Origin of the sequence: Ramlibacter sp., from assembly GCF_041916345.1 — a bacterium.
Classification (GTDB): domain Bacteria; phylum Pseudomonadota; class Gammaproteobacteria; order Burkholderiales; family Burkholderiaceae_C; genus Ramlibacter.
This window is the reverse complement of the sequence record NZ_JAYRZR010000006.1, coordinates 52,302-77,135: the sequence shown is the minus strand read 5'-3', so window position 1 is coordinate 77,135 and position 24,834 is coordinate 52,302. Positions and strand designations below refer to the sequence as shown.

The 24,834-nt window shown below is 71.3% G+C and carries 24 protein-coding genes and 1 pseudogene; 11 read left to right on the top strand and 14 right to left on the bottom strand.

Annotated elements, in window-relative coordinates; genetic code table 11:
- From ACE3T5_RS03350 to ACE3T5_RS03325, 6 genes are all read right to left on the bottom strand, one after another.
- Complete coding sequence (locus tag ACE3T5_RS03350; protein ID WP_374664423.1) at window positions 1-969, bottom strand: Bug family tripartite tricarboxylate transporter substrate binding protein; 969 nt, start codon at window positions 967-969, stop codon at window positions 1-3.
- A gap of 27 nt (window positions 970-996) precedes the next feature.
- The gene (locus ACE3T5_RS03345; protein ID WP_374664421.1) at window positions 997-1,995 is read right to left on the bottom strand and encodes an aminopeptidase; all 999 of its coding nucleotides are present in this window, start codon (window positions 1,993-1,995) and stop codon (window positions 997-999) included.
- A gap of 24 nt (window positions 1,996-2,019) precedes the next feature.
- A complete protein-coding gene (locus tag ACE3T5_RS03340; protein WP_374664419.1) occupies window positions 2,020-2,820 on the bottom strand; it encodes an SDR family NAD(P)-dependent oxidoreductase in 801 nt (266 codons plus the stop codon).
- A complete protein-coding gene (locus ACE3T5_RS03335; protein ID WP_374664417.1) occupies window positions 2,817-3,704 on the bottom strand; it encodes an NAD(P)-dependent oxidoreductase in 888 nt (295 codons plus the stop codon). The genes ACE3T5_RS03340 and ACE3T5_RS03335 overlap by 4 nt, the downstream gene beginning before the upstream one ends.
- 82 nt (window positions 3,705-3,786) lie before the next feature.
- A complete protein-coding gene (locus ACE3T5_RS03330; RefSeq protein WP_374664415.1) occupies window positions 3,787-4,593 on the bottom strand; it encodes an IclR family transcriptional regulator in 807 nt (268 codons plus the stop codon).
- Window positions 4,594-4,642: 49 nt separating this feature from the next.
- Window positions 4,643-5,581, bottom strand: a complete 939-nt coding sequence (locus ACE3T5_RS03325; RefSeq protein WP_374664413.1) for a fasciclin domain-containing protein — start codon at window positions 5,579-5,581, stop codon at window positions 4,643-4,645.
- Between the two features lie 298 nt (window positions 5,582-5,879).
- Between ACE3T5_RS03325 and ACE3T5_RS03320 the strand changes: the two genes are divergently transcribed.
- Both ACE3T5_RS03320 and ACE3T5_RS03315 read left to right on the top strand, forming a co-directional pair.
- Complete coding sequence (locus tag ACE3T5_RS03320; RefSeq protein ID WP_374664481.1) at window positions 5,880-6,452, top strand: TetR/AcrR family transcriptional regulator; 573 nt, start codon at window positions 5,880-5,882, stop codon at window positions 6,450-6,452.
- A 39-nt stretch (window positions 6,453-6,491) separates the two neighbouring features.
- A complete protein-coding gene (locus ACE3T5_RS03315) occupies window positions 6,492-7,712 on the top strand; it encodes an MFS transporter (protein WP_374664411.1) in 1,221 nt (406 codons plus the stop codon).
- A gap of 6 nt (window positions 7,713-7,718) precedes the next feature.
- On the opposite strand, the gene ACE3T5_RS03310 is transcribed toward ACE3T5_RS03315, so the two are convergent.
- From ACE3T5_RS03310 to ACE3T5_RS03300, 3 genes are read right to left on the bottom strand one after another with little or no spacing between them, the layout of a single operon-like run.
- Window positions 7,719-8,741 carry a pirin family protein gene (locus ACE3T5_RS03310; RefSeq protein ID WP_374664409.1) on the bottom strand — a complete coding sequence of 341 codons (1,023 nt, stop codon included), beginning with the start codon at window positions 8,739-8,741 and terminating at the stop codon, window positions 7,719-7,721.
- A 9-nt stretch (window positions 8,742-8,750) separates the two neighbouring features.
- On the bottom strand, window positions 8,751-9,227 hold the full coding sequence (locus ACE3T5_RS03305; protein ID WP_374664407.1) for a peptidylprolyl isomerase: 477 nt from the start codon (window positions 9,225-9,227) through the stop codon (window positions 8,751-8,753).
- The gene (locus ACE3T5_RS03300; RefSeq protein WP_374664479.1) at window positions 9,224-10,429 is read right to left on the bottom strand and encodes an MFS transporter; all 1,206 of its coding nucleotides are present in this window, start codon (window positions 10,427-10,429) and stop codon (window positions 9,224-9,226) included. The genes ACE3T5_RS03305 and ACE3T5_RS03300 overlap by 4 nt, the downstream gene beginning before the upstream one ends.
- Before the next feature lie 196 nt (window positions 10,430-10,625).
- Between ACE3T5_RS03300 and ACE3T5_RS03295 the strand changes: the two genes are divergently transcribed.
- Both ACE3T5_RS03295 and ACE3T5_RS03290 read left to right on the top strand, forming a co-directional pair.
- Window positions 10,626-11,447, top strand: a complete 822-nt coding sequence (locus ACE3T5_RS03295; protein WP_374664405.1) for an oxaloacetate decarboxylase — start codon at window positions 10,626-10,628, stop codon at window positions 11,445-11,447.
- Between the two features lie 101 nt (window positions 11,448-11,548).
- On the top strand, window positions 11,549-12,277 hold the full coding sequence (locus tag ACE3T5_RS03290) for a ProQ/FINO family protein (RefSeq protein WP_374664403.1): 729 nt from the start codon (window positions 11,549-11,551) through the stop codon (window positions 12,275-12,277).
- An 84-nt stretch (window positions 12,278-12,361) separates the two neighbouring features.
- Here ACE3T5_RS03290 and ACE3T5_RS03285 read toward each other — a convergent pair whose 3' ends face one another.
- Together ACE3T5_RS03285 and ACE3T5_RS03280 are read right to left on the bottom strand one after the other, a co-directional pair.
- Window positions 12,362-12,799: a type II 3-dehydroquinate dehydratase gene (locus tag ACE3T5_RS03285; protein WP_374664401.1), complete on the bottom strand. Its 438-nt coding sequence runs from the start codon at window positions 12,797-12,799 to the stop codon at window positions 12,362-12,364.
- A 17-nt stretch (window positions 12,800-12,816) separates the two neighbouring features.
- A complete protein-coding gene (locus ACE3T5_RS03280) occupies window positions 12,817-13,827 on the bottom strand; it encodes a TRAP transporter substrate-binding protein (RefSeq protein WP_374664399.1) in 1,011 nt (336 codons plus the stop codon).
- A gap of 83 nt (window positions 13,828-13,910) precedes the next feature.
- On the opposite strand from ACE3T5_RS03280, the gene ACE3T5_RS03275 reads away from it, so the two are divergent.
- Window positions 13,911-14,726, top strand: a complete 816-nt coding sequence (locus ACE3T5_RS03275) for an IclR family transcriptional regulator (protein ID WP_374664396.1) — start codon at window positions 13,911-13,913, stop codon at window positions 14,724-14,726.
- Window positions 14,727-14,753: 27 nt separating this feature from the next.
- Here the strand turns inward: ACE3T5_RS03275 and ACE3T5_RS03270 are convergent, their stop codons facing one another.
- Window positions 14,754-15,650 (bottom strand): AraC family transcriptional regulator, encoded by an 897-nt coding sequence (locus ACE3T5_RS03270; RefSeq protein WP_374664394.1) that lies wholly within the window; start codon window positions 15,648-15,650, stop codon window positions 14,754-14,756.
- Window positions 15,651-15,745: 95 nt separating this feature from the next.
- On the opposite strand from ACE3T5_RS03270, the pseudogene ACE3T5_RS03265 reads away from it, so the two are divergent.
- The 6 genes and pseudogenes from ACE3T5_RS03265 to ACE3T5_RS03240 form a co-directional block, all read left to right on the top strand.
- Window positions 15,746-17,416: pseudogene (locus tag ACE3T5_RS03265) on the top strand (thiamine pyrophosphate-binding protein); the annotation flags it as partial.
- A 114-nt stretch (window positions 17,417-17,530) separates the two neighbouring features.
- Complete coding sequence (locus ACE3T5_RS03260; RefSeq protein ID WP_374664477.1) at window positions 17,531-18,982, top strand: aldehyde dehydrogenase; 1,452 nt, start codon at window positions 17,531-17,533, stop codon at window positions 18,980-18,982.
- Window positions 18,983-19,016: 34 nt separating this feature from the next.
- Window positions 19,017-19,991 (top strand): Bug family tripartite tricarboxylate transporter substrate binding protein, encoded by a 975-nt coding sequence (locus tag ACE3T5_RS03255; RefSeq protein ID WP_374664392.1) that lies wholly within the window; start codon window positions 19,017-19,019, stop codon window positions 19,989-19,991.
- A gap of 2 nt (window positions 19,992-19,993) precedes the next feature.
- Window positions 19,994-20,419, top strand: coding sequence for a heme-binding protein (locus ACE3T5_RS03250; protein WP_374664390.1), 426 nt, complete (start codon window positions 19,994-19,996; stop codon window positions 20,417-20,419).
- Window positions 20,420-20,522: 103 nt separating this feature from the next.
- Window positions 20,523-21,206: a hypothetical protein gene (locus tag ACE3T5_RS03245; protein WP_374664388.1), complete on the top strand. Its 684-nt coding sequence runs from the start codon at window positions 20,523-20,525 to the stop codon at window positions 21,204-21,206.
- Between the two features lie 68 nt (window positions 21,207-21,274).
- Window positions 21,275-21,709, top strand: coding sequence for a hypothetical protein (locus ACE3T5_RS03240; RefSeq protein ID WP_374664386.1), 435 nt, complete (start codon window positions 21,275-21,277; stop codon window positions 21,707-21,709).
- 106 nt (window positions 21,710-21,815) lie between these two features.
- Here ACE3T5_RS03240 and ACE3T5_RS03235 read toward each other — a convergent pair whose 3' ends face one another.
- Complete coding sequence (locus ACE3T5_RS03235; protein WP_374664384.1) at window positions 21,816-22,538, bottom strand: sulfite exporter TauE/SafE family protein; 723 nt, start codon at window positions 22,536-22,538, stop codon at window positions 21,816-21,818.
- A 142-nt stretch (window positions 22,539-22,680) separates the two neighbouring features.
- On the bottom strand, window positions 22,681-24,735 hold the full coding sequence (fusA, locus tag ACE3T5_RS03230; RefSeq protein ID WP_374664382.1) for an elongation factor G: 2,055 nt from the start codon (window positions 24,733-24,735) through the stop codon (window positions 22,681-22,683).
- Window positions 24,736-24,834 lie beyond the last annotated feature (99 nt).

The following is a 24,834-nucleotide window of genomic DNA, read 5'->3' as shown; positions in this document are numbered from 1 at the left end:
CTACTGCTGTGGCACGTTCGCCACTTTCACCAGGTCTGCCACCAGCTTCTGGTCCGCCACCAGCTTGGCGCGGAACGTCTCGCCGGCCATGAAGGCGGGCGTGATGCCCGACTGCGTCAGCTTGCCGGCCACGTCGGGCTGGGCCATGGCCGCCTGCAAGGTGCTGGCGATGCGGTCCACCACGTCCTTCGGCGTGGCCGCTGGCGCGAACACGCCAAGCCACGCCGGGAAGTCCAGGCCGGGGAAGCCGGCTTCGATGGCGGTGGGCACGCCGGGCAGCAGGGGCGTGCGTTCGGGCGTGACCACGGCCAGGGCCTTGAGCTTGCCGGCCCGCACCTGCGGCGAGGCGTTCGAGATCGAGTCGAACATGGCCTGTACCTGGCCGCCCAGCAGGTCGGTGGAGGCGGGCACCGCGCCCTTGTACGGCACGTGCAGCAGCTGGGTGCCGGTCTTGTGGGCGAACAGCTCGCCCGACAGGTGCAGGATGGTGCCCGGGCCGGAGGACGCGTAGCTCACCTTGCCCGGGTTTGCCTTGGCGTACTGCACGAACTCGGCCAGCGTGTTCGCCGGCACCGACGGATGCACCACGATCACCGTCGGGCCATAGCCGATTAGCGCCACTGGGATGAAGTCGTTGTTGGCGTCGTAGGGCATCTGCCGGCGCAGCGCTGGCGCGATCACGTGGGTGGAGGAGGAGGTGACGAGCAGCGTGTAGCCATCGGCCGGCGCGCGTGCCACCTCGCCCGCGCCGATGGTGCCGCCGGCCCCTGCCTTGTAGTCGACCACCACGCTCTGCTTCAGCCCGCCTTCGAGCGACTGGGCGACGCTGCGCGCGACCACGTCCACCGGCGAGCCGGGCGGGAACGGGTTGATGATCTTGATCGGACGGGCCGGCCAGGCCTGGGCCCGTGCGGCGAACGGCGAGAGGCCCAGTGCGAGCAGGGCGGCAGTGGCGGAACGACGTTGCATGGCTTGTCTCCTTGGAGTGGGATGGGGTCAGGCGTCCAGCAGGATGCGGCCGCCGCGGGTAAGCGTCTGGCCGTCGACCGAGATCTCCGGGTGGCGGATCACGCCTTCAAGGCGCAGCTTGGCATGGCAGGTGCCGCCCAGCACGATGGTGTCACCCACGCCGATGTGCGAGGTGGCGTACATCTTCTTGTCCGTTCGCATGGAGCCGGTGGGCGTCACGTTGCGGTTCAGGCCGATGGAGATCTCGGCCGGGCAGTTGTAGCTGGGCGGGTCGTTGGCCTGCTCCAGGATCCGGCGCCAGGTCTGCGCCTGCGCGCCGCCCTCGATGTCCGTCACCAGCCCGTTCTTCACGGTCAGGATGATCGGCTCCTTGAGCAGCCCCACGGAGTGGGCCGTGAGGTCGAACACCACCCGCCCCTCACCCGTGCCCTCGACCGGGCACACGTGCGATTCGCCATCGGGAAAGGCGCAGCCGCCGCCCTTGCCCGGGTGCAGCGCCAGCGGCATGCCGGCGATCGAGCGGCCCGGTCGGCCCACGATGCTGGCCGTGAGGTCCGTGCCGTTGGGGCAGGTCACGCGGACCTGGCTGCCCTGCGTGTAGACCTGGGCGATCTTCAGGCCCAAGCGGTTCATGACCTCGTAGTCGGCCCAGGCCGGCCCGCCCGGCGCCAGCATGGCAACGGTGAGCTCCTCCATCAGGATGAACTTCTTGTTGGCATCGACCAGGTCGTCGGTCAGGCGCGAGTGCGCCATCGCCGTGCTGGTGAGGTAGACGACGAGGTCCACCTCCGGGTCGCGTGCGGCGTGCACGACGGGGCTGGCCGGGTTGGCCGCGTGGTGGGCGCGCGGCGTCATCACCGTGACCACCGGCTCCATGTCCAGGCAGCTGGCGGCGGTGGCCAGGCCCTGCCACAGCAGCGGGTCCATGCCGGTGTCGGTGATGATGAGCACCTTGTCGCCGGCCTTGGCGTTGAGCTTCAGCGGTGTCTGGAACACCTTGGCGATCTCGATCAGTTTCTGGGACATGGGTGTCTGGGGTGGGGGCTGGAATCAGGTGGCATCGCGCGTGCGGTCGTACTCGTCGCGCGAGCTGGTGGCGCCCACGTGCAGGCCGCTGTCGATGATCACGTGGGTGCCGGTGCAGGCGCTGCTCATCGGCGAGCAGAAGAACAGGATGGGCGCCGCCACTTCCTCGGGCTGCACCCAGCGGCCTAGCGGCAGCTCGCGCGGCACGCGCGCCAGCGTCTCGGCGCTGATCTTGGCCTTCATCTGCGGTGTGAGCACGGGCCCGGGCAGCACGGCGTTCACGCGGATGCCATCGCGGCCCAGTTCGTAGGCGGCGTGCCGGGTGAGACCGATCACGCCGGCCTTGGCCGCCGTGTAGCTCACGCCGTTGTTCATCGACATGCGCAGCCCCGCGAGCGAGCCCACGGTGACGATGGCGCCGCCGCCGCGCCGGCGCAGGGCCGGCGCCCCGGCCTTGATGGCGTTGAAGGGGCCGGTGAGGTTGAGGTCGATCACGGCGTGCCAGTCGTCGATCGAGAGCGTCGACAAGGTCTGGCGCGTCCCGCCGCCCGCCACGCTCACGACGAAGTCCAGGCCGCCCAGCTCCTGCTCGGCTCGCGTCACGGCCGCGGTGAAGGCGTCGAGGTCGCGCACGTCCATGGTGCCTGCGATGGCGGTGGCGCCGTCGCGGCGCAGGTCCGCGGCCACCCGTTCGGCGCCCTCGCCGTCGCGGTCGAACAGGGCGACTGCGATGCCTTGTTGCGCGAAGAGCCGCGCTGTGGCGGATCCGATGCCGCCGGCGGCGCCGGTGATGAGTGCGGCCTTGCCGCCGAGTCCGAGGTTCATGATGGTTGGCGCACCTGCACGCCGGCGGCGTCTTCAAAGGGGCGGATGAGGGCCGTGTAGTCGGCGTCGGGCCCCACGCGTGCCGTGGCCTGTGACCAAGCCGTGAAGGCCGCCTGGGCCATGCCGGCGGGCAGGCCGCGCGCGGCGGCCTCTTCCAGATACAGCGAGAGATCCTTCAGCATCAGGCCGACCGGCCCGCCGTAGTCGAAGGTGCCGGGCAGGATCGCCCGGGGGAACTTGTCGAGCGTGGCAGCGTTTCGGCCCGAGCCGGCGTTGATGGCGGCCAGCAGGGTGCCGGCGTCGAGCCCGGCCTGCACCCCCAGCACCATGCCCTCGCACGAGGCCACCATGGCCGCCGCAGAGATGGCGTTGTTCACCAGCTTGCAGACCTGGGCCAGGCCGGGCTGCGCCCCGACGTCGAACCGCTTGCCGGCCAGGGCCTGCAACTGGGGCAGCGCGGCCGTGACGTGCCCGGCCTGGCCCGAATGCATGACGGACAGCGTGCCGGCATCGGCCCCCTTGGGACCGCCACTGACGGGTGCATCGACGACGCCGATGCCGTGCGCCGCGAGTACCGCGGCCATCTCGCGCACGCCGGCCGGGCCGACGGTGGATGTCTCGACCACCACGCGCACGGCACGGCCCGGGGCCAACGCACGGGCAACGGCCTGCGATGCTTCCACGGACGGCAGGCAGAGGAAGACGACGGTCGCGCGGTCGGCCACTTCGCGCGCGGAGGCGCAGACGATGGTGCGGGCCAGCTGAAACGCGGCGCAGGCCGCCGCAGAGTGATCGTGCACGGCCAGCGGGAAGCCGGCGCCCGCCAGCCGGCGCGCCAGCGCGCCGCCCATGTGGCCCAGGCCGATGAATCCCGTTGTCTCCATGCCCGCAGACTAGCGGGCGGCCCACCCGCGCGGAAGGTGGATGTGTCCACATAGCGGAACACCTGGGCGCTGCTGAGGCGGGTCAGGCGGCAGGGGCCGGTTGCAGGCGAGCCTCGATCTCCGACTTGCCGGCACGCAGCAGGCGGGCCAGCGCATCGAGCCGCTTCTCGATGCGAAAACGCAGGGCGCAGATGGAGAGGCCCATGATCGGCGTGCCGTACGCGTTCTGCACCGCCACACCGATCGACATGATCTCCGGTGCCTCGCCCGGCGCGTTCACGGCGTAGCCAGTCTGTCGCGCCTGCCGCACCATGCGCTTGAGCGCCTGCGTGTCCGGCTCGCCCGCGGCCCGCAGGCGCGCGGCATTGGTGTCCAGGATGCGCTCGGCGGCCTCGGGCGGCAGGGTCGCGAGCATGGCGATGCTGCCGGCGCCGCTGCCCATGGGGCGCCGGCGGCCCACCTCCAGCATCAGTGCCTTCACGGGGTAGCTGCCTTCGCGGCGGTCGAGGCACACGCCGTCGAGGCCGCTGGTGATGATGGCGAAGGCCGTGTCGCCGCTGCCCTGGGCCACGGCCGTCAGGGCATCGCTGCTCACGCTGTACAGGGTGAGCGGGGGCTGGGCCGCGAGCCCGAGCTCATAGACCAGCGGCCCCAGCTGATAGCCGCGGGTGGCGGGGTTCTGGCGCACCAGCCCCTCTTCCACCAGGCGCTGCAGGATACGGTGCGCGGTGGGCCGTTCCAGCTCCAGCGCCCGCGCGAGATCGGCCAGGCCGATCTCGCGTCGTGGGCTGGCCGCAATGGCGCGCAGCAGGGCAGCCGCGCGCGCCACGGCCTGGGTGCCCGAGGGGCGGCTGGCGGCATGGGCGGGGCGGGAAAAAAGCGCGTCCATGGTCCACATTCTGGACTGTTCGCGCCGCGCCCGCAGCGCCCGCCCGCTATCAGACGCGCGGCAGGATCACCTTGTCGATCAGGTGCACCACGCCATTGCTGGTGAAGATGTCGGTGGCCGTGATCGCCGCCTTGCGGCCGCGCCCGTCGGTGATCGCGAGATCGCTGCCGATGGTGAACGTGCCGCCCTGCACCGTGGTGATGGGCGCGTTCAGCGGCACCTGCGCCTTCAGCACGCGGGCCGGCAGCACGTGGTAGGTGAGCACCGAGGTCAGCAGGGCCTTGTCGGCGAAGACCTGCTGCTTGGTCATGCCCAGCTCCGCCAGCAGCGCGGCAAAGGCCGTGTCGGTGGGCGCGAACACGGTGAAGGGGCCGGGGGCGCTGAGCGTCTCCACCAGGCCGGCGGCCACCACCGCCTCCACCAGCAGGCTCAGGCTGGGCGTGGCCTGCGCGGTCTGCACGATGGTGCGGTTGGCGGGCAGCAGCACGCGGTCCACCACGTGGATGACGCCGTTGGAGGCGTCCACGTCGGTGGCGGTGATGGTGGCCACGCGGTTGCGGCCGTCGGTGACCTTCAGGCCGCCGCTGGATTCGATCTTGAACACGCCGCCCTGCACGGTGGCCAGGGGCTGGCCCAGCTGGCCGGCCACGGCGCTGGCCGGCGCGCGGCCGGGCAACACGTGATAGGTGAGCACGGCGGTCAGCAGGGCAGTGTCGGCCAGCAGCTGCGCCTTGGTCACGCCCAGCTCAGCCAGCAGCGCGGCGAACGCGTCATTGGTGGGAGCGAACACGGTGAAGGGCCCGGTGCCGGACAAGGTGCCGGCCAGGTTGGCGGCCACCACCGCCTCGACCAGCGTGCTGAACTCCGGCCGCGACTGCGCCACTTCCACCAGGTTGCCCGGGCCGTCGTCGCCGCCGCATCCCGCCAGCACCACCGTCCCCGCGCCCGCCAGGGCGGCGGTCAGCCACTTGCGCCTGCTCTTGTCCATGCCTGTTCCTTTCGTGAGAGGGGTTGAACGAACTGGCCGCGATCCTAACTTTGTGGTTCATGATGAGACTGACTAGTCTCAAAATGACCCATAAAGCCTAGTCGGGAACATGGCGTTACCATCCCGCCCCAACCCGACCGTATTCGCCCGTCACGTCATGGCCACCACGAGGACCTTGCCCCGATCACCACGCAGCGCCGCCGCGGCCGCGCGCCCGGTGCGGCGGCCGGGTCGCGCCGCGGTGCCGCCCGCCGCCAGCGCGCCTGAGGCGGCGCCCCGGCCGAGCTTTCGCGCGCGCATGCAGGTGGCACGCGAGCAGGCGATCCTGGATGCGGTGAATCACCTGCTGGTCACGCGGGGCTTCGACGCCATGACGGTGGACGCTGTGGCGGCCGAGGCCGGCGTGGCCAAGGCCAGCCTCTACCGCCACTACCCCAGCAAGGAGGCCCTGGCCGCCGCGGCGATGGTGCGCGTGCTGGACGAGGCGCTCGCGCACCTGGCAGGCCTGGATCCGCGGGCGAAGCCGCTGGCGCAGCTGGAGGCGGTGGTGCGCTGGACGCTGCAGGCGCAGCTGGCCGGCCGCATGCCCACCCTGCCCAGCGAGAACTCCACCCTGCGCGCCACGCTGCTGGCGGACGCGGGCTACGTGGACCGGCTGCTCATGCTCAGTGACCGTCTGGAGGCCTGGATCCATGCCGCGCAGAAGGACGGCAGCATCGACCCGAAGCTGCCGCCAGTCGTGGTGCTGTACACGCTGTATGCACGCGGCTGCGATCCCGTGGTCGGCTTTCTCAAGGCCACCGGCAGCTTCAGCGACGAGGACATCGTCACCCTGGTCACGCGCACCTGCTTCAGCGGGCTGCGACGCTGAGGGCGCGGCCATCAGGCCGCCTGTCTACACTGCCAACCGATGGTGCACCCCGAGCCCGGCAGCTTCCGTGACCTGATGGCCCAGGGCGGCTTCATGCGCCTGTGGGTGGCGCGCCTGGCCGGTACCACCGCCAACCAGATGCTGATGGTGGCCGTGGGCTGGCAGATGTACGAGCTGACCGGCAGCGCGTGGGACCTGGGGCTGATCGGCCTGTACCAGTTCACGCCGGCGCTGCTGCTCACGCTCTGGGCGGGCCACGTGGCGGACCGGCACCACCGCGGGCGCATCGTGGCGGTCTGCCTCACCGTGCAGTGCGTGGCGGCCCTGGTGCTGGCGGATGCCGCGCGGGGCCACTGGGCCACGCGGGAGCTGATGCTCGGCGCGTCGCTGCTGCTGGGGGCGGTGCGTGCCTTCCAGATGACGGCGCAACAGGCACTGACGCCTGCGCTGGTGCCACTGCGCCTGCTGCAGCGGGCGATGGCCTTCAGCGCCAGCGGCGTGCAGGCCTCCATCATTGGCGGGCCGGCGCTGGCGGGGCTCATCTTCGCGGCCGGCGTGCAGTGGGTCTATGGCGTCTCGGCGGTCCTGCTGGCCGCGGGCACGGTGCTCATGCTGCTGCTGCGCTATGCGCACCAGCCGCCGCCGATGGAGCCCACCACCTGGCGCACGGTGCTGGCCGGCGTGCACTTCATCTGGCAGCGCAAGGTGGTGCTGGGCGCGATCTCGCTCGACCTGTTCGCGGTGCTGCTGGGCGGTGCCACCGCGCTGCTGCCCATGTTCGCCAAGGACATCCTGCACGTGGGCGCGCAGGGCCTGGGCTTCCTCCGGGCGGCGCCGGCGGTGGGCGCGCTGCTGGTGGCGGTGTGGCTGAGCCGACATCCGCTGCAGCATCGCGTGGGCCGCACCCTGCTGATTGCGGTGGCGGTGTTCGGTGCCTGCATGGTGGTGTTCGGCCTGTCCACCTCGTTCTGGCTGTCGCTGCTGGCGCTGGCGCTATCGGGCGGCGCCGACATGGTGAGCGTGGTGGTGCGCCAGACGCTGGTGCAGCTGGAGACGCCGGATGCGATGCGTGGCCGGGTGGGCGCCGTCAACGCCGTGTTCATCGGCGCCAGCAATCAGCTCGGCGAGTTCGAGTCGGGCGCCACAGCGGCGCTGCTGGGGCCGGTGGGCTCCGTCGTGCTGGGCGGCATCGGGACGATGCTGGTGGCGCTGGGGTGGCGGCGGCTGTTCCCGACGCTGGCGAAGAGGGATCGGTTGTAGGGCCCCTCAGCCCGGCGCCTCTTGCCGCCCATCGGGATGCCGCGCAAACCGCCGCGGCTCGCCGCCATGCACCGGCGCTGCATCGCCATGCGGCCAGCCGCCGAACTGCGTGCGGCGGTAGTCCTGCATGGCCTGCATGATCTCCTGCTGGGTGTTCATCACGAACGGTCCGTACTGCGCGACCGGCTCGCCGATGGGGCGGCCCTGCAGCAGCAGCCACTCGCACTCGGCACCGGGGCCAGCCACGATCTCCAGCGGCATTTCGGCCCGCACGCTCACCAGCACCGGGCCCTGCACCGCACGACCGCCGACGGTGGCGCTCGCGCCCTTGAAGAAGTACAGCGTGCGCCGCGTGCCGGCACTGGCCGCCGCCGGCAGCGTGAGGCGCGCGCCGGCATCCTGGCGCAGCGTCCAGATGGCCACATCGGCATCGGCCTGCGCCGCCCACGAATCCGGCGGCGGCGCCAGCGGCGCGAGCTCTCCGAAGCGCCCCGCGATCACCGCCACATCGCTCGCGCGGCCTTCCGCGTCGCGCAGTGTCACGCGCGGAATCTGGTCGGCCCACAGCATGGTGAAGTGCGGCTGCGCCATCTTGCGGCGCGCCGGCAGGTTCAGCCAGATCTGGAACAGCTCCAACGGGTTGGCCTCGTCGGTCTTCAGCAGCGGGAACATCTCGCTGTGCACGATGCCCGCACCCGCCGTCACCCACTGCACGTCGCCCCGGCCGAAGCGCGCCACCGCGCCCAGCGAGTCGCTGTGATCGCAAAGGCCCTTGCGAACGATGGTCACGGTCTCGAAGCCCCGATGCGGATGCGCCGGGAAACCTGGCACGGACTCGCCGTGGTACATGCTCCAGCCATCCTTGCGACTGAAGTCCTGCCCGATGTCACGGCCCGCCAGCGAGGCCGCCGGCCCCCAGGTGCCATTGCCCTTGGGGTAGGCGTCGTCGTGGTAGGCGCAGAACAGGAAAGGGTCTGTCGTGGCCCAGGGAAAGCCCAGGGGCCGGACGTCGAGCACGGCGTCGGTCATGGCAGTGCCTCAGTGATGCACGCCGTGCTCGCCATGCACGTGGCCATGCGCGATCTCCTCGGCGGAGGCCGCGCGCACGCCAGTGACGGCAAGCATGAACTTCAGGTCGCGCCCGGCCAGCGGGTGATTGCCGTCCAGGTGCACCTCCTGGCCCTTGATCTTCATGACGTGGAAGACGTGCGGCTCGCCGGCATCGGTGCGGCCTTCGAGCTGGCCGCCGACCTTCACGCCGGGCGGGAACTCGCTCTTGGGGATCACGCGCACCAGTGACTCATCGCGCACGCCGAAGGCATCCGCGGCCGAGAGGTTGAGCGTGACCTGGGCGCCGGGCGCCAGGCCCTCCAGCGCCTCCTCGATCTTCGGCAGCGTGTTGTGATAGCCCCCATGCAGGTAGACCATGGGGGTGCGGCTCTGCTCGATCAGGCGGCCGGTGGGCTCAGCCACCTTGAACTGCAGCGTGACGACGGTGTCCTTGGCGATCTTCATGATGCGGATTGTGCCCCGGGCGGGCGGCGGGCGTGTGCTGGCGCCGGCAGCCACCGGAACAGCGCCACGCCCAGCGCCAGCATGAGCGCGATGCTGCCCAGCACCGCTGCGTAGACATCCACACGCAGGGCCGCGGCGGCGGAGGCGATCAGCCCGGTCGTCCACTGCATCAGCGCGACGCCGAGGAACATGGACATGGTGAAAACCGCCATCGCGCGGCCGGTCATCTGCGGCGGGTAGGCGGCGCGCACGTCGGCGTACTGCAGCACGATGAAGCCCGCCACCACGCTCATCACGAGCGACAGGGCCACGTCGAGCCATGCGCCGGGGTTGAAGGCCATCGCGGCATACATCGCCACCACCGACAAGGCGCTCCACACGATCCAGCCGCGCCGCCGCGTGTCGCCCGGGTCCAGCCGGCCGAAAAGGGGCGGCCCCACCATGCCCACCACCGAAACGGCCAGCGCCACGTGCCCGCTGGCCACCAGGCTGAAGCCGTGCCGGTCCACCAGCAGCGGGCCCAGCCACAGGCCGCGCAGCGCCAGGAACGAGGCATAGGTGAACAGGCCCAGGCCGACGATGCCCCAGGTGAAGGGCAGGCGGAACAGCTCGCCATAGCCGCGCAGGGCCTGCCCCACGGAAGGGCGCGGCGCATCGGCCGGCGGCGGCGCCTCGCGCACCAGCAGCCAGATGGCCAGCCAGGCCAGCGCCGCGCAGGCGGCCAGCGCCAGGAAGCCAGCCCGCCACGAGGCGGCCTCGATGATCCAGGCCAGCGGCGTGCCGGTGAGCAGCAGCCCGACGGAGCCGATGCCCAGCGTGGCTCCTGACACCTGCGCGAAATGCGCCGCAGGAAACTGGCGGGCGATGAACACCGTGCACACCAGGAACGCGGGCGCGCAGCCGATGCCGGTGAGCGCCTGCCCGATCACCAGCACCGTGAAACTGTCGGCCATGGCCGTGACCACCGCTCCCGCGATGGCGAGCGGGAAAGCGATCAGCACCGTTCGGCGCGGGCCAACCCAGTCGATCAGCAGGCCCATCACGAGCTGCAGCGCGCCGAAGGCGAAATGGAACACGCCAGCGAAGATGCCTAGCTCGCGCGGTGTCAGGCCGAAGGCCTGCTGCAGCGGCGGCGCCATGAGCGCGGCCACCGTGCGAAAGGCCTGGCTGAGCGCGAAGCCGGTGGTCAGCGCCATCAGCATCAGCCAGGCGGTGCGCGGGGCGAGGGAAGGCGCGTTCACGGAGCCGACTGTAGCCGCCCACCCCGCCGTCGTTCCCGCGCAGGCGGGAACCCAGGAGGCCTTTGCGCGCCACCATCTCCTGGATTCCCGCCTGCGCGGGAATGACGGAAGCAACCATCCTCTCCACCCAACGCATCCATCCACCGGAGCTCTTGCCATGACCCCATCCATCCAGGCCCGCCGCGAGACCTTTCACGCGCTGCACCGCACCGGCTGCTTCGTGCTGCCCAACCCGTGGGATGTCGGCTCCGCCCGCGCCTTGCAACTGCTGGGCTTCAAGGCCATCGCCAGCACCAGTTCGGGCCTGGCGTGGTCGCAGGGCCGCCCGGACAACCAGGTCTCGCGCGCGGTCGTGCTCGCGCACCTGCGCGATCTGGTCGCGGCGACCGACCTGCCGGTGAACGCCGATTTCGAAGGCGGTTTCGCCGACACGCCTGACGGCGTGGCCGAGAGCGTGCGCATGGCGGTGGAGACGGGCGTGGCCGGCCTCTCCATCGAAGACTCGACGGGCGACGCCGACCAACCGCTGCGCGCCATCGATGACGCCGTGGCCCGCCTGCGCGCGGCCCGCGCCGCCATCGACGCCACCGGCACCCGCACGCTGCTGGTCGGCCGCGCCGAGAACTTCATCGTCGGCCGGCCGGACCTGGCCGATGCCATCACCCGTCTGCGCGCCTACTCCGAAGCGGGCGCCGACTGCCTGTACGCGCCCGGCATCCGCACCCGCGAGCAGATCGAGGCCGTGGTCGCCGCCGTCGCGCCCAAGCCGGTGAACCTGCTGGTGGGCTGGCCTTCGGATCTGACCGTGGCCGACTACGCCGCCATGGGCGTGCGCCGCATCAGTGTGGGCGGCGCGCTCGCCCGCGCGGCCTGGGGCGGGTTCCTGCGCACGGCCAAGGGGCTGGCGGAGGGCGGGCGGTTCGACGGGTTCGCGGATGCGGCTTCGGGGGCGGAGTTGAACGGGATGATGGGTGGGTGAGGGGGCGTGTGGTGCTACCGGGCCAGGGCCTTCCGTCGCACCGTCCAGTCCCTGAAGCGCCCAGCGCTTACATTGCAGGGTTTGCTCCAGCCTGCCGTCCCTTGACCACTGCCACCCCCACCCCCGCCGCTGAAACCCCTACGGCGCCCGCCGCCGCCGCTGACGCCCAGCGGCCCTCGTCCCGTGGGCGCCGGCCGCCCCGGCCGGGCCAAGGCCAGCCCCAGGCGCAGGCCAAGGGCCAGCGCCCGAACCCGGCCGCCCGCCCGCACCACCCGCTGCTCGATCAGCTCGCCACGCACTTCCCCGCGCTCTTCGGCGCGCGCTTCCGCCCGCTCAAGGTGGGCACGTATGACGACATCCTGGCGCGCCATCCGCAGGCCTACGAGGCCGAGGCGCTGAAGGCCGCGCTGGGGGAGCACGCGCGCTCCACGCGCTACCTGGAGGCGGTGGCCAACGGGGATGCGCGGCACGACCTGGATGGTCAGCCCGTGGAGCCGGTGGCGCCCGAGCATCGCCTGCACGCCATCATGGCGGTGTACCGCCGCCGGCAGGCGCGCGCGCCCGAGGCGCAGCGGCAGTGGGCGGTGGACCGCGTGGCCGCGGCCATCACGGCCAGCGGCCTCGAACGCGCGGACTACCTGGAGCGCATCCGCACCCAGGACCCGCAGACGCTGGCCCTGGTGGACGAAGCCTTCGAGGCCCTGCGCGAACGCACCGCCAAGCGCGAGGCACTGCGTCGTGCCTATGCCGCCAGCGGCAAGAGCCCGGCCGAGTTCGCGGCCATGTACGGGCTGGATGAGAAGACGGTGAAGCAGGCGCTGGCGGACTGAGGGCATGCGGGATCCTTGCAATTTGATCGGGACGTGATCCATTTGCAAGGATCAACCGGCGCCGCGGCTGAGCGCCCCGGGAGGTCACTTCTCCTGCGCCAGCGCCACCACCCCCCGCAGCCCCATCAGGTACGAGTGCCGCCCCAGCCCCTGGACCGTGCCCTTCACCGCCGGCGAGATGATGGAATGCGCGCGCCAGCTCTCGCGCGCGGCGATGTTGGACATGTGCACCTCGATCACCGGAAAGGGCATCGCCTTGATGGCGTCGTGCAGCGGCACGCCGTGCTGCGTGAGGCCCGCGGGGTTCACCAGCGCGCCCTGTGCGTCGTCGATGTGCGCATGCAGGAAGTCGATGAGCGCGCCCTCGTGGTTCGACTGGATCGTGGCGAGCTCCACGCCCAGCTCGCGCGCCAGCGCGGCCAGCGCCTCATCGATCTGCGCCAGCGTGGTGGTGCCGTAGATGTGCGGCTCACGCCGGCCAAACAGGTTGAGGTTGGGCCCGTGCAGAACGAGGATCTTCATGGGAGCGCAGTGTCCCATCAAAGCTTGGAGACGCGTTCCAGCTCGGCCTTGAACAGCGTCACGATGGCCGGGTCATAGGCGGCGGCGAACTTGTCGTACACCGGGCGCACGGCGGCGCGCATGGCGGCCAGTTCGGCCGCGGGCAGGTCGTTGTAGACCATGCCCTTGGCGGTGAGTTCGCCCAGCGCCTTGCTGGAGACCTCGCGGCTCACCCCGCGCTGCCAGTTCTGCGCCTCGGTCGCGGCCTCCTGCAGGATCCGCTGCTCGGTGGGCGAGAGGCGGTCCCAGAAGCGCTTGCTGATTTGCACCGGGTTGGTCGCGTACACGTGGTTGGTGCCGCTCACGAACTTCTGCACCTCGTAGAACTTGCTCGACGCGATCACCGCGAAGGGGTTCTCCTGGCCGTCCACCGCCTTGCTCTCCAGCGCGCCATACAGCTCCGCAAAGGGCATGGGCAGCGGGTTGGCGCGGAAGGTCTTGAAGGTCTCCAGGAATACCGGGTTCGGGATCACGCGCAGCTTCAGCCCCTCCAGATCGGCGCCCTTGGTGATGGGGCGCTTGCTGTTGGTCACGTTGCGGAAGCCCAGGTCGAAGAAGCCCAGGATCACCACGCCCTTCTCGGGCAGCTTGGCGGCCAGTGCCTTGCCCAGCGGGCCATCCACCATGGCATCGGCCTGGCGCGCGTTGGCGAAGAGGAAGGGGAAGTCGAGCAGGCCGAATTCCTTGACGATGCCGTTGAGCGAGGTGGTGGAGGCGACCAGCATCTCCTGCACGCCGCCTTGCAGGGCGGATTGCTGCTGCAGCTCGTTGCCCAGCTGGGAAGAGGGGAACTCCTGCACCTTGATCTTGCCGCCGCTCTTGGCGGCCACCAGCTCGGCGAACTTCTGCACGCCCAGGCTGGTGGGGTGGCCCACGTTGTTGAGGTGGCCGAACTTGATGGTGCGCTCCTGCACATCCTGCGCGGCGGCGCCGGTGGCGGCAACGAGCAGGGCCAGGGCAGCCAGGCTGCGGCGGGTGATGGGTTTCACGCGGTCTCCTGTGAAGGGGTGGGAATGTGCGGCATGATAGGAACGCAGTCAGAACGCCGTTCCAGAACAGAATTTCATTCCGCATGACGAATTCAACCGCCGCGCCCGTGGGCACCGTGGACCGCACGCTGCGCATCCTGGAGACGCTGGCCGCGCACCCCGGCGGCGTGCCGCTGGCCGAGATCGCGGCGGATCTGCACCTGCCCCGCAGTGCCTGCCACCGCCTGCTGGCGGACCTGGTGCGCTGCGGCTACGTGCGCCAGCTGCGTGAGATGGGCGACTACACGCTCACCACGCGCCTGCCCGCGCTGGGCCTCAGCTTCCTGGGCGGCACCGGCATCGTGGACATCGCGCAGCCCATCATCGACCGGCTGGCGGAGGTGTCGGGCGAGCTGGTGCGCCTGGCGCTGGTGGATGGCGATCGCCTCACCTTCGTCGCCAAGGCGCAAGGCGCGCGTGCCGGCCTGCGCTATGACCCGGACATGGGCATCGACGTGCGCCTGTCGTGCAGCGCCGGCGGCCATGCGTGGCTGATGACGCTGACCGAGGAGCGCGCCACGGAACTCGTGGCGCGCCAGGGTTTCGGCCCGCCACGCGAGTACGGCCCCAAGGCACCCACCACCTTCAAGGCGTTGATGAAGGTGCTGGAGGAAGACCGCAAGCGGGGCTTCAGCCTGATCGTGGAGCAGTACGCGCCAGGCATGTGCGCCATGGCCGCGCCAGTGATGCGCCGCGGGGACGATGCCGCCGGCGTCATCACCATCGCCGGGCCGATGCAGCGCTTGACTGCCGCGCGCATGCAGGCGCTGGGCCGCCCGCTGGTGCAGGCCGCGGCGGAGCTGGCGATGGCGGCGAGCAGCTCACCGCTGATGCGGGCGCGCGGCCCGCGTACGAACTGAGCGGCACCCGCCGCGCAGGGGGGTCGCTCAGGGCGTCTGCAGATCGGCGCTCAACACCCCTTGCGCCACCAGCTCCCGGTAGGCGGAGGGCGCGTTGCCCACGGCGCGGGCAAAGGACTTGGTGAAGTACGCCGGATCTGCATAGCCCAGCTGCTCGGCCACCTGGGTCACCGGCAGGGCGGTGTAGGCCAGCAGGCGCCGCGCCTCCAGCATCAGGCGGTCTTGCAGCACCTTCAGCGCCGAGCGGCCCTGCACGCGCCGGCAGGTGCGGCTCAGGTGATCGGGCGTCACGCCCAGGGCGTCCGCATAGAACGCCAGCGGCTCATGGCGGGCATGGTGCTGCTCCACCAGCTTCAGGAAGCGCTGTACCAGCGCGTCGCGTGCGCCGCGCGCGGCATCGCGCTGGAAGTGCACGCCGTGCTCGCGCACGAAGCGCATGGCGATCAGCGTGGCCAGGGCCAGCAGCACATGCACGCGGCCCGGCTCGCCGCCGTTGAACTCGCCGGCCAGCTGGTTGAAGAGGTCGGTGGCCGCGCGGGCATCGGCGGGGTCGGCGATGACGAACGAGTCGCCCAGCAGCGCAGGGGCCAGATCGGAGCCGCCGAGCAGCTGCCGCAGTGTCGCGCTCGGGATGGTGAGCTGGTGGCCCACCGCGTCGCGCGTGTAGCTGAAGCCGTGCACGGAGCCGGGCACCAGCATCAGCATCGCGGGCGCGGCGGCCTCGAACTCGCGGCCGTCGATCGTGCCCCGCACGCGGCCCGCGCACAGCAACTGGAACTGGTGCAGGCCCTCGTGGCGATGGGCCGGAATCGTCCAATCCATCTCGTGGCCCCGCACGGCCACGGATTCGTAGTGCAGGCAGTCATCGGGCTGTTCGTGACGGACTTCGCGGAAGGGGACGAGCAGCAGCGGCGCGGGCTTCATGCCGCGCATTGTCAAAGCGATGCCGGAAATGTCCAAGCCCGGTGCCGATTCGTCCATCGCCGTGCGGGGCCTTCCGGCGCACCATCGCGGCCTTGATGACACGCAACCTGCCCGCCACCCAGGCACCCCGGCCGCCCGCGGCCCGGCGCGAGCCGCTGCGCCTGACCGGCGCGCAGGCGCTCGTGCGCATCCTGCTCGCGGAGGGCGTGGACACCGTCTTCGGCATCGTCGGCGGCAAGCTCTCGCCGCTCTTCCACGCGCTCAGCCGCGAGCCGCGCATCCGCTTCATCGGCGTGCGGCATGAGGCCGCCGGGCCGATGATGGCGGCGGCCGTGCACGCCGGCACCGGCCGGCTGGCGGTGGCCGTGGGCGAGCTCGGCCCGGGCGGGCTGAACATGGCCTCGGGCCTGGGCATCGCCTTCAACAACAACCTGCCGCTGCTGGCGATCACCACCAACCAGCACCGCGCCTCGTCGTACCCGCACGTGGGCGTGTTCATGGATCTGGACACGCGCGCGGTGACGGCGCCGCTGACCAAGTGGAATGCGGTGGTCGGCGACGCGCGCCGCATGCCCGAGCTGGCCCGGCGCGCCTTCCGTGAGGCCTTGAGCGGGCGCCCCGGGCCCGTGCACCTCGACATTCCGCAGGACGTGCTGGGCGAGGTGCACGCCTTCGCGGCGGATGAATTCGATCTGCCGCCGCAGCGGTATCGCGCCACCGAAGGGCCGCGGCCCTCGGCCCGGCTGGTGCGTGAAGCCGTGGCGCTGCTGCGCCAGGCCAGGCGGCCCCTCATCGTGGGCGGCGGCGGCGTCGTCGCCGCCGAGGCCGCGCCGCTGCTGCGCGAGATGGCCGCGCGCCTGCACGCGCCCGTGGTGCCGACGCAGATGGCGCTGGGCGTCGTGCCCAGCGACAGCCCGCACTTCGTCGGCCACGGCGGCCTGATCGCCGGTGAGGCGGTGAAGCATGCCTTCGAGCACGCCGACGTGATCCTGAGCGTCGGCTGCCGGTGGTCCTCATGGATGTGGGACGAGCGCGGCGCGCTGGCGCGGCGGCACCACCAGCTGATCAACGTGAACATCGACCCGGCGGCGCTGGGCAGCGCGGCGGTGCACACCGTGGGCATGCAGGCCGACGCGGCCGAGGCGCTGCGCGACCTGCTCGACGCGCTGGGCGAGACCACGCCCGATCCGCAGTGGCTGGCGCAGGTGCGCGCCGTGCGCGCGCGCTACGAGCGCAAGCTTGCCATCATGGCCGCGGATACCGAGCAGACGATGCACCCCGCCGCGCTGGCCCAGGCCATCGCCCACGCGCTGCCGCCCGACGCGCTCGCGGTCTACGACGGCGGCCACACCACCTTCTGGAGCAACGACTTCACGCCGGTGCGTGAGGTGCGCACGCGCTTCCACGAGCCGGGCATGAGCCACCTGGGCTACGGCCTGCCGGCCGCCATCGCGCTGCAGTCGCAGTCGCCCGGCCGGGTGGTGGTGAACATCACCGGCGATGGTGCGTTCGGCTTCACGCTCAACGAGCTGGACACCGCGCGCCGCCACCGCCTGCCCGTGGTCACCGTCGTGCACAACAACGCGGCCTGGGGCGTGATCCGCATGGGCCAGAAGGCCGGCCTGGATTTCGAGTACGGGACCGCGCTGGAGGACACCGACTATGCCGCCATCGCGCGCGGCTTCGGCTGCCATGGCGAGGTGGTCACGCGCGCCGGCGACTTCGCGGCCGCGTTCGCGCGCGCCGTCGCGTCGGGCCTGCCCGCGGTCATCGACTGCCGCACGCGCTTCCTGCCCCACCCCGCAGTGGGCCAGTTCGTCAGCATGAACAAGTACGGCTTCCACTCGCTCACCCGCGTGGAGCCGGTCAAGGAGCACCGATTGAACGACATCCACATGCTCATCGGGGGCGAGAAGACCGCCTCCGCCTCGGGCCGCACCTTCGAACGCCGCAATCCGCTGGATGGCACCGTGGCCACTCGTGCCCCGGCCGCTACGCCGCAGGATGCGCTCACCGCTGTCGAGGCCGCTGCCCGGGCGCTGCCCGCCTGGTCCGCGCTCGGCCCCGGCGCCCGCCGCGCGCTGCTGCTGAAGGCCGCGGCGGCGCTGGAGGCGAAGACCCCGACGTTCGTCGAGACGATGGCCGCCGAGACCGGCGCCGCTGCGCCATGGGCCGGCTTCAACGTGCATCTCGCCGCCGGCATGCTGCAGGAGGCGGCCGCGATCACCACGCAGATCTCGGGCGAGGTGATCCCTTCCGACGTGCCGGGCTCGCTGGCGATGGGGCTGCGCGTGCCGGCGGGCGTGGTGCTCGGCATCGCGCCGTGGAATGCGCCGGTCATCCTCGGCGTGCGGGCGATCGCCACGCCGCTGGCCTGCGGCAACACCGTCATCCTCAAGGGCTCGGAGCTGTGCCCGGCCACGCACGGCCTGATCATCGAGGCCCTGCAGGAGGCCGGCCTGCCGCCCGGCGTGGTCAACTTCGTCACCAACGCCCCGGCGGACGCGGCAGCAGTGGTCGAGGCGATGGTGGCCCACCCGGCCGTGCGGCGCGTCAATTTCACCGGCTCCACGCCGGTGGGCCGGCTCGTGGCGCAGACCTGCGCGCGCCACCTGAAGCCGGTGGTGCTGGAGCTCGGTGGCAAGGCGCCCTTCGTGGTGCTGGACGACGCGGATCTCGACGCCGCCGTCGACGGCGCGATCTTCGGCGCGTTCGCCAACTCCGGGCAGATCTGCATGTCCACCGAGCGCATCGTGGTGGACGAGGCGATCGCCGACGCCTTCGTGGCCAAGCTGGCCGCGCGCGCGGTCGGGCTGCCGCTGGGGGACCCGCGTAAGGGCCCCGTGGTGCTGGGCTCGGTGGTGGACCTGAGCACGGTGGAGCGCTGCAACGCCCTTATCGACGACGCGCTCGCCAAGGGCGCCACGCTGGTGTGCGGCAGCCGCAGCGACAGCACGCTGATGCCGGCAACGGTGCTGGACCGCGTCACGCGCGAGATGCGGATCTATCACGAGGAAAGCTTCGGCCCGGTGAAGCCGGTGGTGCGGGTGCGCGGCACCGAAGCCGCCGTCGAGTGCGCCAACGACAACCCCTATGGCCTGTCGGCGGCCGTGTTCGGGCGGGACATCGCGCGCGCGCTGCAGGTGGCGCAACGCATCGAATCCGGCATCTGCCATGTGAACGGCCCCACGGTGCATGACGAGGCCCAGATGCCCTTCGGCGGTGTCAAGGCCTCGGGCTACGGCCGCTTCGGCGGCAAGGCCGGCATCGACGCCTTCACCGAGCTGCGCTGGGTGACGGTGCAGACCACGCCGCGGCACTACCCCTTCTGACTCATACCGATCCGCCCCAAGAGGAGACAAGACCATGCAACGGAGAGACTTTCTGCGCGCGGGCGCGGCGCTGGGCGGCATGCCCTTCGCCCTGGCCGCGCAGGCGCAGGCCGCCAACATGATGGTGTGGTCCGGCTTCCCGGCCGGCGGCCTGGGCGACCAGGTGACGCGGCCGCTGGTCGAGCAGCTGCGTGGCAAGTTCCCGCAGAACGTGGTCCATGACAACAAGCCGGGCGCCGGCGGGCGCATCGCGGCTGACTTCGTACGCCGCTCGGCGCCGGATGGCAACAACATCCTGCAGAGCCCGGCCTCGACCATCGTGCTGCATCCGCACGTGTTCCGGAAGCTGCCCTACGACACCCTGGCAGATTTCACGCCCCTCACCGGCCTGTGCACCTTCACCACCGTGCTGACCGCGGGGCCGGGGCTGCCCGCGGAGGTGCGCGGCTTCGCGGACTTCGTGGCCTGGGCCAAGGCGAACCCGGCCGCGGCGAACATCGGCAACCCGTCCACGGGCTCGGCGATGCATCTCGCCTCGCTGCTGCTGGCCAGCAAGACGGGTGCGCCGCTGAACGCCATTCCCTACAAGGGCGGTGCGCCACTGCTGACGGATCTGCTGGGCGGCCAGGTGCCGGTGAGCATCAACGTGGTGAGCGAGGTGCTGCCGCACATCCGCTCGGGCAAGCTGCGCGCGCTGGCGGTGACGGCGCCCACGCGGTGGAAGGCGCTGCCGGAGGTACCCACGATGACGGAGCTGGGCCACAAGGAGCTGGCCTCGCTGGAGTGGCTGGGCTGGTTCGGCCCCGCCGGCATGCCGGCGGCGCGCGTGGCCGCCATCAATGCCGCCGTGGGGGAGGCGCTGGGCTCCGCCGCGATGACCGAGGTCTTCACCCGCAACGGCCTGGAGCCGTTGCGCCTGAGCGCTGCTGACTTTGGTACGCTGGTGAAGCGTGACCACGCGTACTGGGCGCAGGTGGTCAAGGCAACGGGCTTCAAACCGGAGGACTGAGCATGACCCCCCTCACGCTGGAACAGGCGCAGGCCCTCATCGCCGCCGCGCTCGCGAAATCGAAAGCCATGGGCTACAAGCCCATGGGCATCGCGGTGCTCGACGCCGCCGGCCACCTGAAGGCTTTCGCCAGCGAGGACGGCGCGAGCAAGTTCCGCTTCGACATCGCGCGGGCCAAGGCCTGGGGCGCCGTGGGCATGGGCGTGTCGAGCCGCAAGCTCGCCGAGCGCGCCAAGGACAACCCCAACTTCTTCGTCTCGCTCGCCGCCACCGCGGAGGGCAAGTTCCTGCCGCAGACCGGCGCAGTGGTGATCCGCGACGCGCAGGGCCACCTGCTGGGCGCCGTGGGCGCCAGCGGCGGAACGGGCGACGAGGACGAGCTGATCTGCATGGCCGGCGTGGCCGCGATCGGCCTGGTGAGCGGCTGAGCGGGGGGCCGGTGGGCGGGCAGCCGGCGGCGGCATACTGCTGGCAGCCGTCGCGGGGCCTCGGTCGCGCCGCGCGGACGAAACCCGACACGAGGAGTACCCCATGGCCCTGCTGGGCGAATCCGCGCTGGCGATGTGGTGGGACATGGCGCCCGACATGCGCGCCGAGTTCGAGCACTGGCACACGCACGAGCACTTTCCGGAACGGCTGGCGCTGCCCGGCTTCCAGCGTGCCACGCGCTGGGCGGCCGTCGATGGCGGCGAGGGCTTCTTCATCCTCTACGAGCTGCAGACGCACGCGGCCCTGAGCTCCCCCGAGTACCTGGCCCGCCTGAACGCGCCCACCCCGTGGTCCACGCGCCTGATGCCGCACCACCGCCACATGGTGCGCAGCCAGACGCGCGTGCTGCACTCGCACGGCGCCGGCGTGGCGCGGCATGCAATGACGCTGCGGCTGTCCCCGCGTGAGGGCGAGGCGCCGCGCCTGCAGGCCGCGTTGTACGCGTTGATCCAGGCATGGCCTCAGCGCCCCGGACTGGCCGGCGCGCATCTGCTTCGCACCGATACACCCGCCATCGGGCCGACCACCGAGCAGAAGATCCGCGGGAATGCAGACCGCAGCGCGGACTGGGTGCTGGTGGTGTGCGGGTATGAGTTGGAGGCGTTGCGCGGGCTGAGGGAAGCGGAGCTGACGGGGTCGGCCCTGCAGGGGATGGGGGCCGACGGCGAGCCGGTGGTGGGGCTCTACGGCTTGTCCATGTCCATGGCTCGCGGGGACGTGCTGTAGGGCGGCGCTTCCGCAGTCACGGGGCGACGCCCCTTCCACCTTCGCCGCCCTTGTGCCAAGCTCGCCCCATGTCCCCCGCCCGTCGCCGCCACTTCACCGCCCTCGCGGCCAGCCTCTCGCTGCTGCTGGCCGTCGTGGCGGCCTTCGCGTGGCTGGAGTTGCGCCAGGCGCGCGCGGCGCCGACGGACGCGCCCCAGTCTTACACCGGCGCGCTGCAGATCGGCGGCCGGCGCATCGTGCTGCAGGGACCCTCCGGCCCCGTGCTCGATTGCCCGGGGGCGGATTGCGCCTGGCGCGACATGCGGGCGCATCTGGGCCGCACGGTCACGCTGGTGCTGTCGCACGGGCGGGTGATCGCGGTGGAGGCAGACGGCGCGCGCCGTGATGTTTGGCAGGAGCGCATCGAGGAGAAGGCGGACACGCTGGCGGGTGGGCTGGTCGGGGCCGTGCTGTGCGGCATCGTGGCGCTGGTGCTGGCGCGGCCGTGGCAGCGGAGGCGGTGAGGGGCGGCGAGGATCGCTGGGGTTGCGCTGCGCGCCACCCCAGCCTACGAAGATCGTCCCACTGGATCGGCATGCGCAGGCTGGGCTGCAACCCCAGCGGTCCCCGTCACCGCAGCGCCACCCACAGCAGGGACAACCCCGAGCAAGCCATCAACCCGTCGATCAGCGCGCGGTAGGTCTGCTCCGACAGCTTCAGCACCACATACCGCCCCACGAACGACCCCGCCATGAGCGTGAGCCCCACGCCCACGCCTTGCGCCAGCACCAGCGGCGAGAGGGCACCGAAGGCCTGGAAGGTGCCGACCTTCGCCAGGTACATGCCGATGGAGGCGGCGGCCTCCGTGCCCAGGAAGGCGCCGCGGTCCAGGCCGTAGGCGGTGAACAGCGGCACGGTCAGCGGTCCGGTGGAGGCCACCACGCCGGTCAGCACGCCCAGTGGCGCGCCCAGCAGCATCAGGTGCCGCAGCGCGATGCGGCGCTGGTGCCGCGCCAGCCAGCGGCGCACCGGAATCAGCGACAGGAAGAAGAGGCCCAGCGCGCCCTCGGCCACGCCGGGCGGAATGGTCAGCAGCAGCCGCGCGCCCAGCATCGCGCCCGGCACGGCGGTGGCGCAGAAGGCGCCGCAGGCGCGCCAGTCGATGGCGCGTCGCCACGCGAGTACGCGGCCCAGGTTGCCCAGGATGGCGGCGATGGCCATGATGGGGATCGCCTGCCGCGGCCCGAACAACACCACCAGCACCGGCATCATCACCAGCGACGAGCCCGTGCCGACGATGCCGCCCAGCGTGCCGGCGAACAGGCCGCACGCGAGGAGGAGGAGCAGGTCCATGGGGGGAGTCTACGGGCGAGTGCGGGGAACGCTGGGGTTGCGCTGCCGCTCCACCCCAGCCTACGAATCGCGAACACCCGCCTGCTGGATCGGTCTTCCGTAGGCTGGGGTGGAGCGGTAGCGCAACCCCAGCGTTCCCGCCTCACCCCTCGTCGCGGATCTTGTACTGCGCCGCCAGCTGGCTCTGCACCGTCGGCGGCACGGCCTCATAGTGGCTCAGCATGATCGTGTAGCGGCCCTGCCCGCCGGTCAGTGAGTTCAGCCGTGTCTGGTAGCTCGCCAGTTCCGACAGCGGCGCCAGCGCCAGCACCGTCAGGTGCCCGGCCGCTGCGGCCTGTGTGCCGCTCACCTGCCCACGGCGTGACGCCAGGTCGCCGGTGATGTCGCCCATGTGCTGCTCGGGCGCGGTGATCTCCACGTGCACGATCGGCTCCAGCACGACCGCGCGCGCGGCCTGCACGGCGGTGATCAGCGCCTTCTTGCCGGCCTGCACGAAGGCGATCTCCTTGCTGTCCACGGTGTGGTGCTTGCCGTCGTACACGGTCACCTTCAGGTCCACCACCGGGTAGCCGGCCACCACGCCCTGCTCCATGGCCATGCGCACGCCCTTCTCCACCGCGGGCATGAAGTTGCCGGGGATCGCGCCGCCCTTCACCTCGTCGGCGAACACGAAGCCGGCGCCGCGTTCCAGCGGCTCGATGCGCAGGAACACCTCGCCGAACTGGCCGGCGCCACCGGTCTGCTTCTTGTGGCGGTGGTGGCCCTCGGCCGGGGCGGTGATCGTCTCGCGGTAGGCAATGCGCGGCGGCCGTGTCTCCACCTGGCAGTTGTGCACGTCGGTCAGTCGTTCCAGCAGCGTGCGCAGGTGCAGCTCGCCCAGGCCGTAGACCACGGTTTCGTTGGTGTCGGCGGCGTGCTCCAGCTTCAGGCAGGGGTCTTCGCTCACCAGCTTGGCCAGGATGTCGTGCAGCCGCTGCTCATCCCCGCGCCGCTTGGGCGAGATGGCCAGGCCGTGCACGGGCACCGGAAAGGCCAGCGGCTTCAGGTGCAGGTGCGCGTCTTCCGCCGCGTCGTGCAGCACGGCATCGAAGTGCAGTTCATCCACCTTGGCGATGGCGCACAGGTCGCCGGGTACGGCGCTTGGCACCTCCTTCAGCTCCTTGCCCTGCAGCATGAACAGGTGGCCCACCTTGAAGGGCCGGCGCCCGTCGCCCACGAACAGCTGGCTGTCGCGCGTGATGGTGCCCTGGTGCACGCGGATCACGCCCATCTTGCCCACATAGGGGTCCTGCGTGATCTTGAACACGTGCGCCACCACGTGCCGCGAGGGATCCACCTCGATGGGGTGCGGCTTGGCGGCCTCGCCCTCGCCCTCCAGGAAGGCGGGTGGGTTGCTCTCGGTCGGGTCGGGCAGCAGCTTCTCGATCACGTCCAGCAGCTCGGCCACGCCGGCGCCGGTGCGCGCGGAGACGAAGCAGATGGGCACCAGATGCCCCTCGCGCAGCGCCTGCTCCAGCGGGGCGTGCAGCTCCGACGGGTCCACGTCGCCCTCGTTCAGGTAGCGCTCCACGAAGGCGGCGTCCACCTCCACCACCTGCTCCACCAGTTTGCGGTGGGCCTCCTCCACGCTGGAGAAGTCGGGCTGCGGCCCGTCGGCATGCAGCTTGTAGAAGCAGTCGAGCACGCGCTCTCGCTTCTGCGAGGGCAGGTTCACCGGCAGGCATTCCTTGCCGAAGGTGGCCTGGATCTGTTCCACCAGCGCGCCCAGGTCCACGCCCTGCGCGTCGATGCGGTTCACGATGATCAGGCGGTCGCGCTCGCGCTCCTTCGCCCACTCCATCATGCGCACCGCCATCGGCTCGATGCCGGTGGCCGCGTTGATCACGATGGCGGCCGTCTCCACCGCCTCCAGCGCGGGCAGCGACTGGCCCAGGAAATCGGGCGCGCCGGGCGTGTCGATCAGGTGGGTGCGGATGCCCAGGTGCTCAAAGTGAACGAGCGCCGCATTCAGGGAACGCAGCGCTCGTTTTTCGAGGGGGTCGAAATCGGCGACGGTGGAACCTTTCTCCACGCTGCCGGGGCTGCCGATGGCCCCGGCCCTGGCCAGCAGCGCCTCCGTCAGGCTGGTCTTGCCCGCGGCGCTGGGGCCCACGAGGGCCACCGTGCGGCGGGCGGCGATGTCACGATGTGCAGGCATGACGACCTTCCATCCCAGGTTGATGGGGCCATCCTATTCCTGGGGCGGGCACGGCGCAACTGCGTCAACCCGTCGTCCTCGCGCAGGCGGGGACCCAGG

Excerpts from the sequence above, each read along its gene's own strand:
- ACE3T5_RS03240 (WP_374664386.1), top strand. The coding sequence starts at position 21,275 with ATGTCCCCCGCCCGTCGCCGCCACTTCACCGCCCTCGCGGCCAGCCTC.
- ACE3T5_RS03325 (WP_374664413.1), bottom strand. The coding sequence starts at position 5,581 with ATGGACAAGAGCAGGCGCAAGTGGCTGACCGCCGCCCTGGCGGGCGCG.
- ACE3T5_RS03250 (WP_374664390.1), top strand. The coding sequence starts at position 19,994 with ATGACCCCCCTCACGCTGGAACAGGCGCAGGCCCTCATCGCCGCCGCG.
- ACE3T5_RS03310 (WP_374664409.1), bottom strand. The coding sequence starts at position 8,741 with ATGACCGACGCCGTGCTCGACGTCCGGCCCCTGGGCTTTCCCTGGGCC.
- ACE3T5_RS03270 (WP_374664394.1), bottom strand. The coding sequence starts at position 15,650 with ATGAAGCCCGCGCCGCTGCTGCTCGTCCCCTTCCGCGAAGTCCGTCAC.
- ACE3T5_RS03305 (WP_374664407.1), bottom strand. The coding sequence starts at position 9,227 with ATGAAGATCGCCAAGGACACCGTCGTCACGCTGCAGTTCAAGGTGGCT.
- ACE3T5_RS03275 (WP_374664396.1), top strand. The coding sequence starts at position 13,911 with ATGACGAATTCAACCGCCGCGCCCGTGGGCACCGTGGACCGCACGCTG.
- ACE3T5_RS03255 (WP_374664392.1), top strand. The coding sequence starts at position 19,017 with ATGCAACGGAGAGACTTTCTGCGCGCGGGCGCGGCGCTGGGCGGCATG.
- ACE3T5_RS03285 (WP_374664401.1), bottom strand. The coding sequence starts at position 12,799 with ATGAAGATCCTCGTTCTGCACGGGCCCAACCTCAACCTGTTTGGCCGG.
- ACE3T5_RS03330 (WP_374664415.1), bottom strand. The coding sequence starts at position 4,593 with ATGGACGCGCTTTTTTCCCGCCCCGCCCATGCCGCCAGCCGCCCCTCG.
- ACE3T5_RS03335 (WP_374664417.1), bottom strand. The coding sequence starts at position 3,704 with ATGGAGACAACGGGATTCATCGGCCTGGGCCACATGGGCGGCGCGCTG.
- ACE3T5_RS03320 (WP_374664481.1), top strand. The coding sequence starts at position 5,880 with ATGCAGGTGGCACGCGAGCAGGCGATCCTGGATGCGGTGAATCACCTG.
- ACE3T5_RS03350 (WP_374664423.1), bottom strand. The coding sequence starts at position 969 with ATGCAACGTCGTTCCGCCACTGCCGCCCTGCTCGCACTGGGCCTCTCG.
- ACE3T5_RS03235 (WP_374664384.1), bottom strand. The coding sequence starts at position 22,538 with ATGGACCTGCTCCTCCTCCTCGCGTGCGGCCTGTTCGCCGGCACGCTG.
- ACE3T5_RS03340 (WP_374664419.1), bottom strand. The coding sequence starts at position 2,820 with ATGAACCTCGGACTCGGCGGCAAGGCCGCACTCATCACCGGCGCCGCC.
- fusA (WP_374664382.1), bottom strand. The coding sequence starts at position 24,735 with ATGCCTGCACATCGTGACATCGCCGCCCGCCGCACGGTGGCCCTCGTG.
- ACE3T5_RS03245 (WP_374664388.1), top strand. The coding sequence starts at position 20,523 with ATGGCCCTGCTGGGCGAATCCGCGCTGGCGATGTGGTGGGACATGGCG.
- ACE3T5_RS03295 (WP_374664405.1), top strand. The coding sequence starts at position 10,626 with ATGACCCCATCCATCCAGGCCCGCCGCGAGACCTTTCACGCGCTGCAC.
- ACE3T5_RS03300 (WP_374664479.1), bottom strand. The coding sequence starts at position 10,429 with ATGCTGATGGCGCTGACCACCGGCTTCGCGCTCAGCCAGGCCTTTCGC.
- ACE3T5_RS03345 (WP_374664421.1), bottom strand. The coding sequence starts at position 1,995 with ATGTCCCAGAAACTGATCGAGATCGCCAAGGTGTTCCAGACACCGCTG.
- ACE3T5_RS03315 (WP_374664411.1), top strand. The coding sequence starts at position 6,492 with ATGGTGCACCCCGAGCCCGGCAGCTTCCGTGACCTGATGGCCCAGGGC.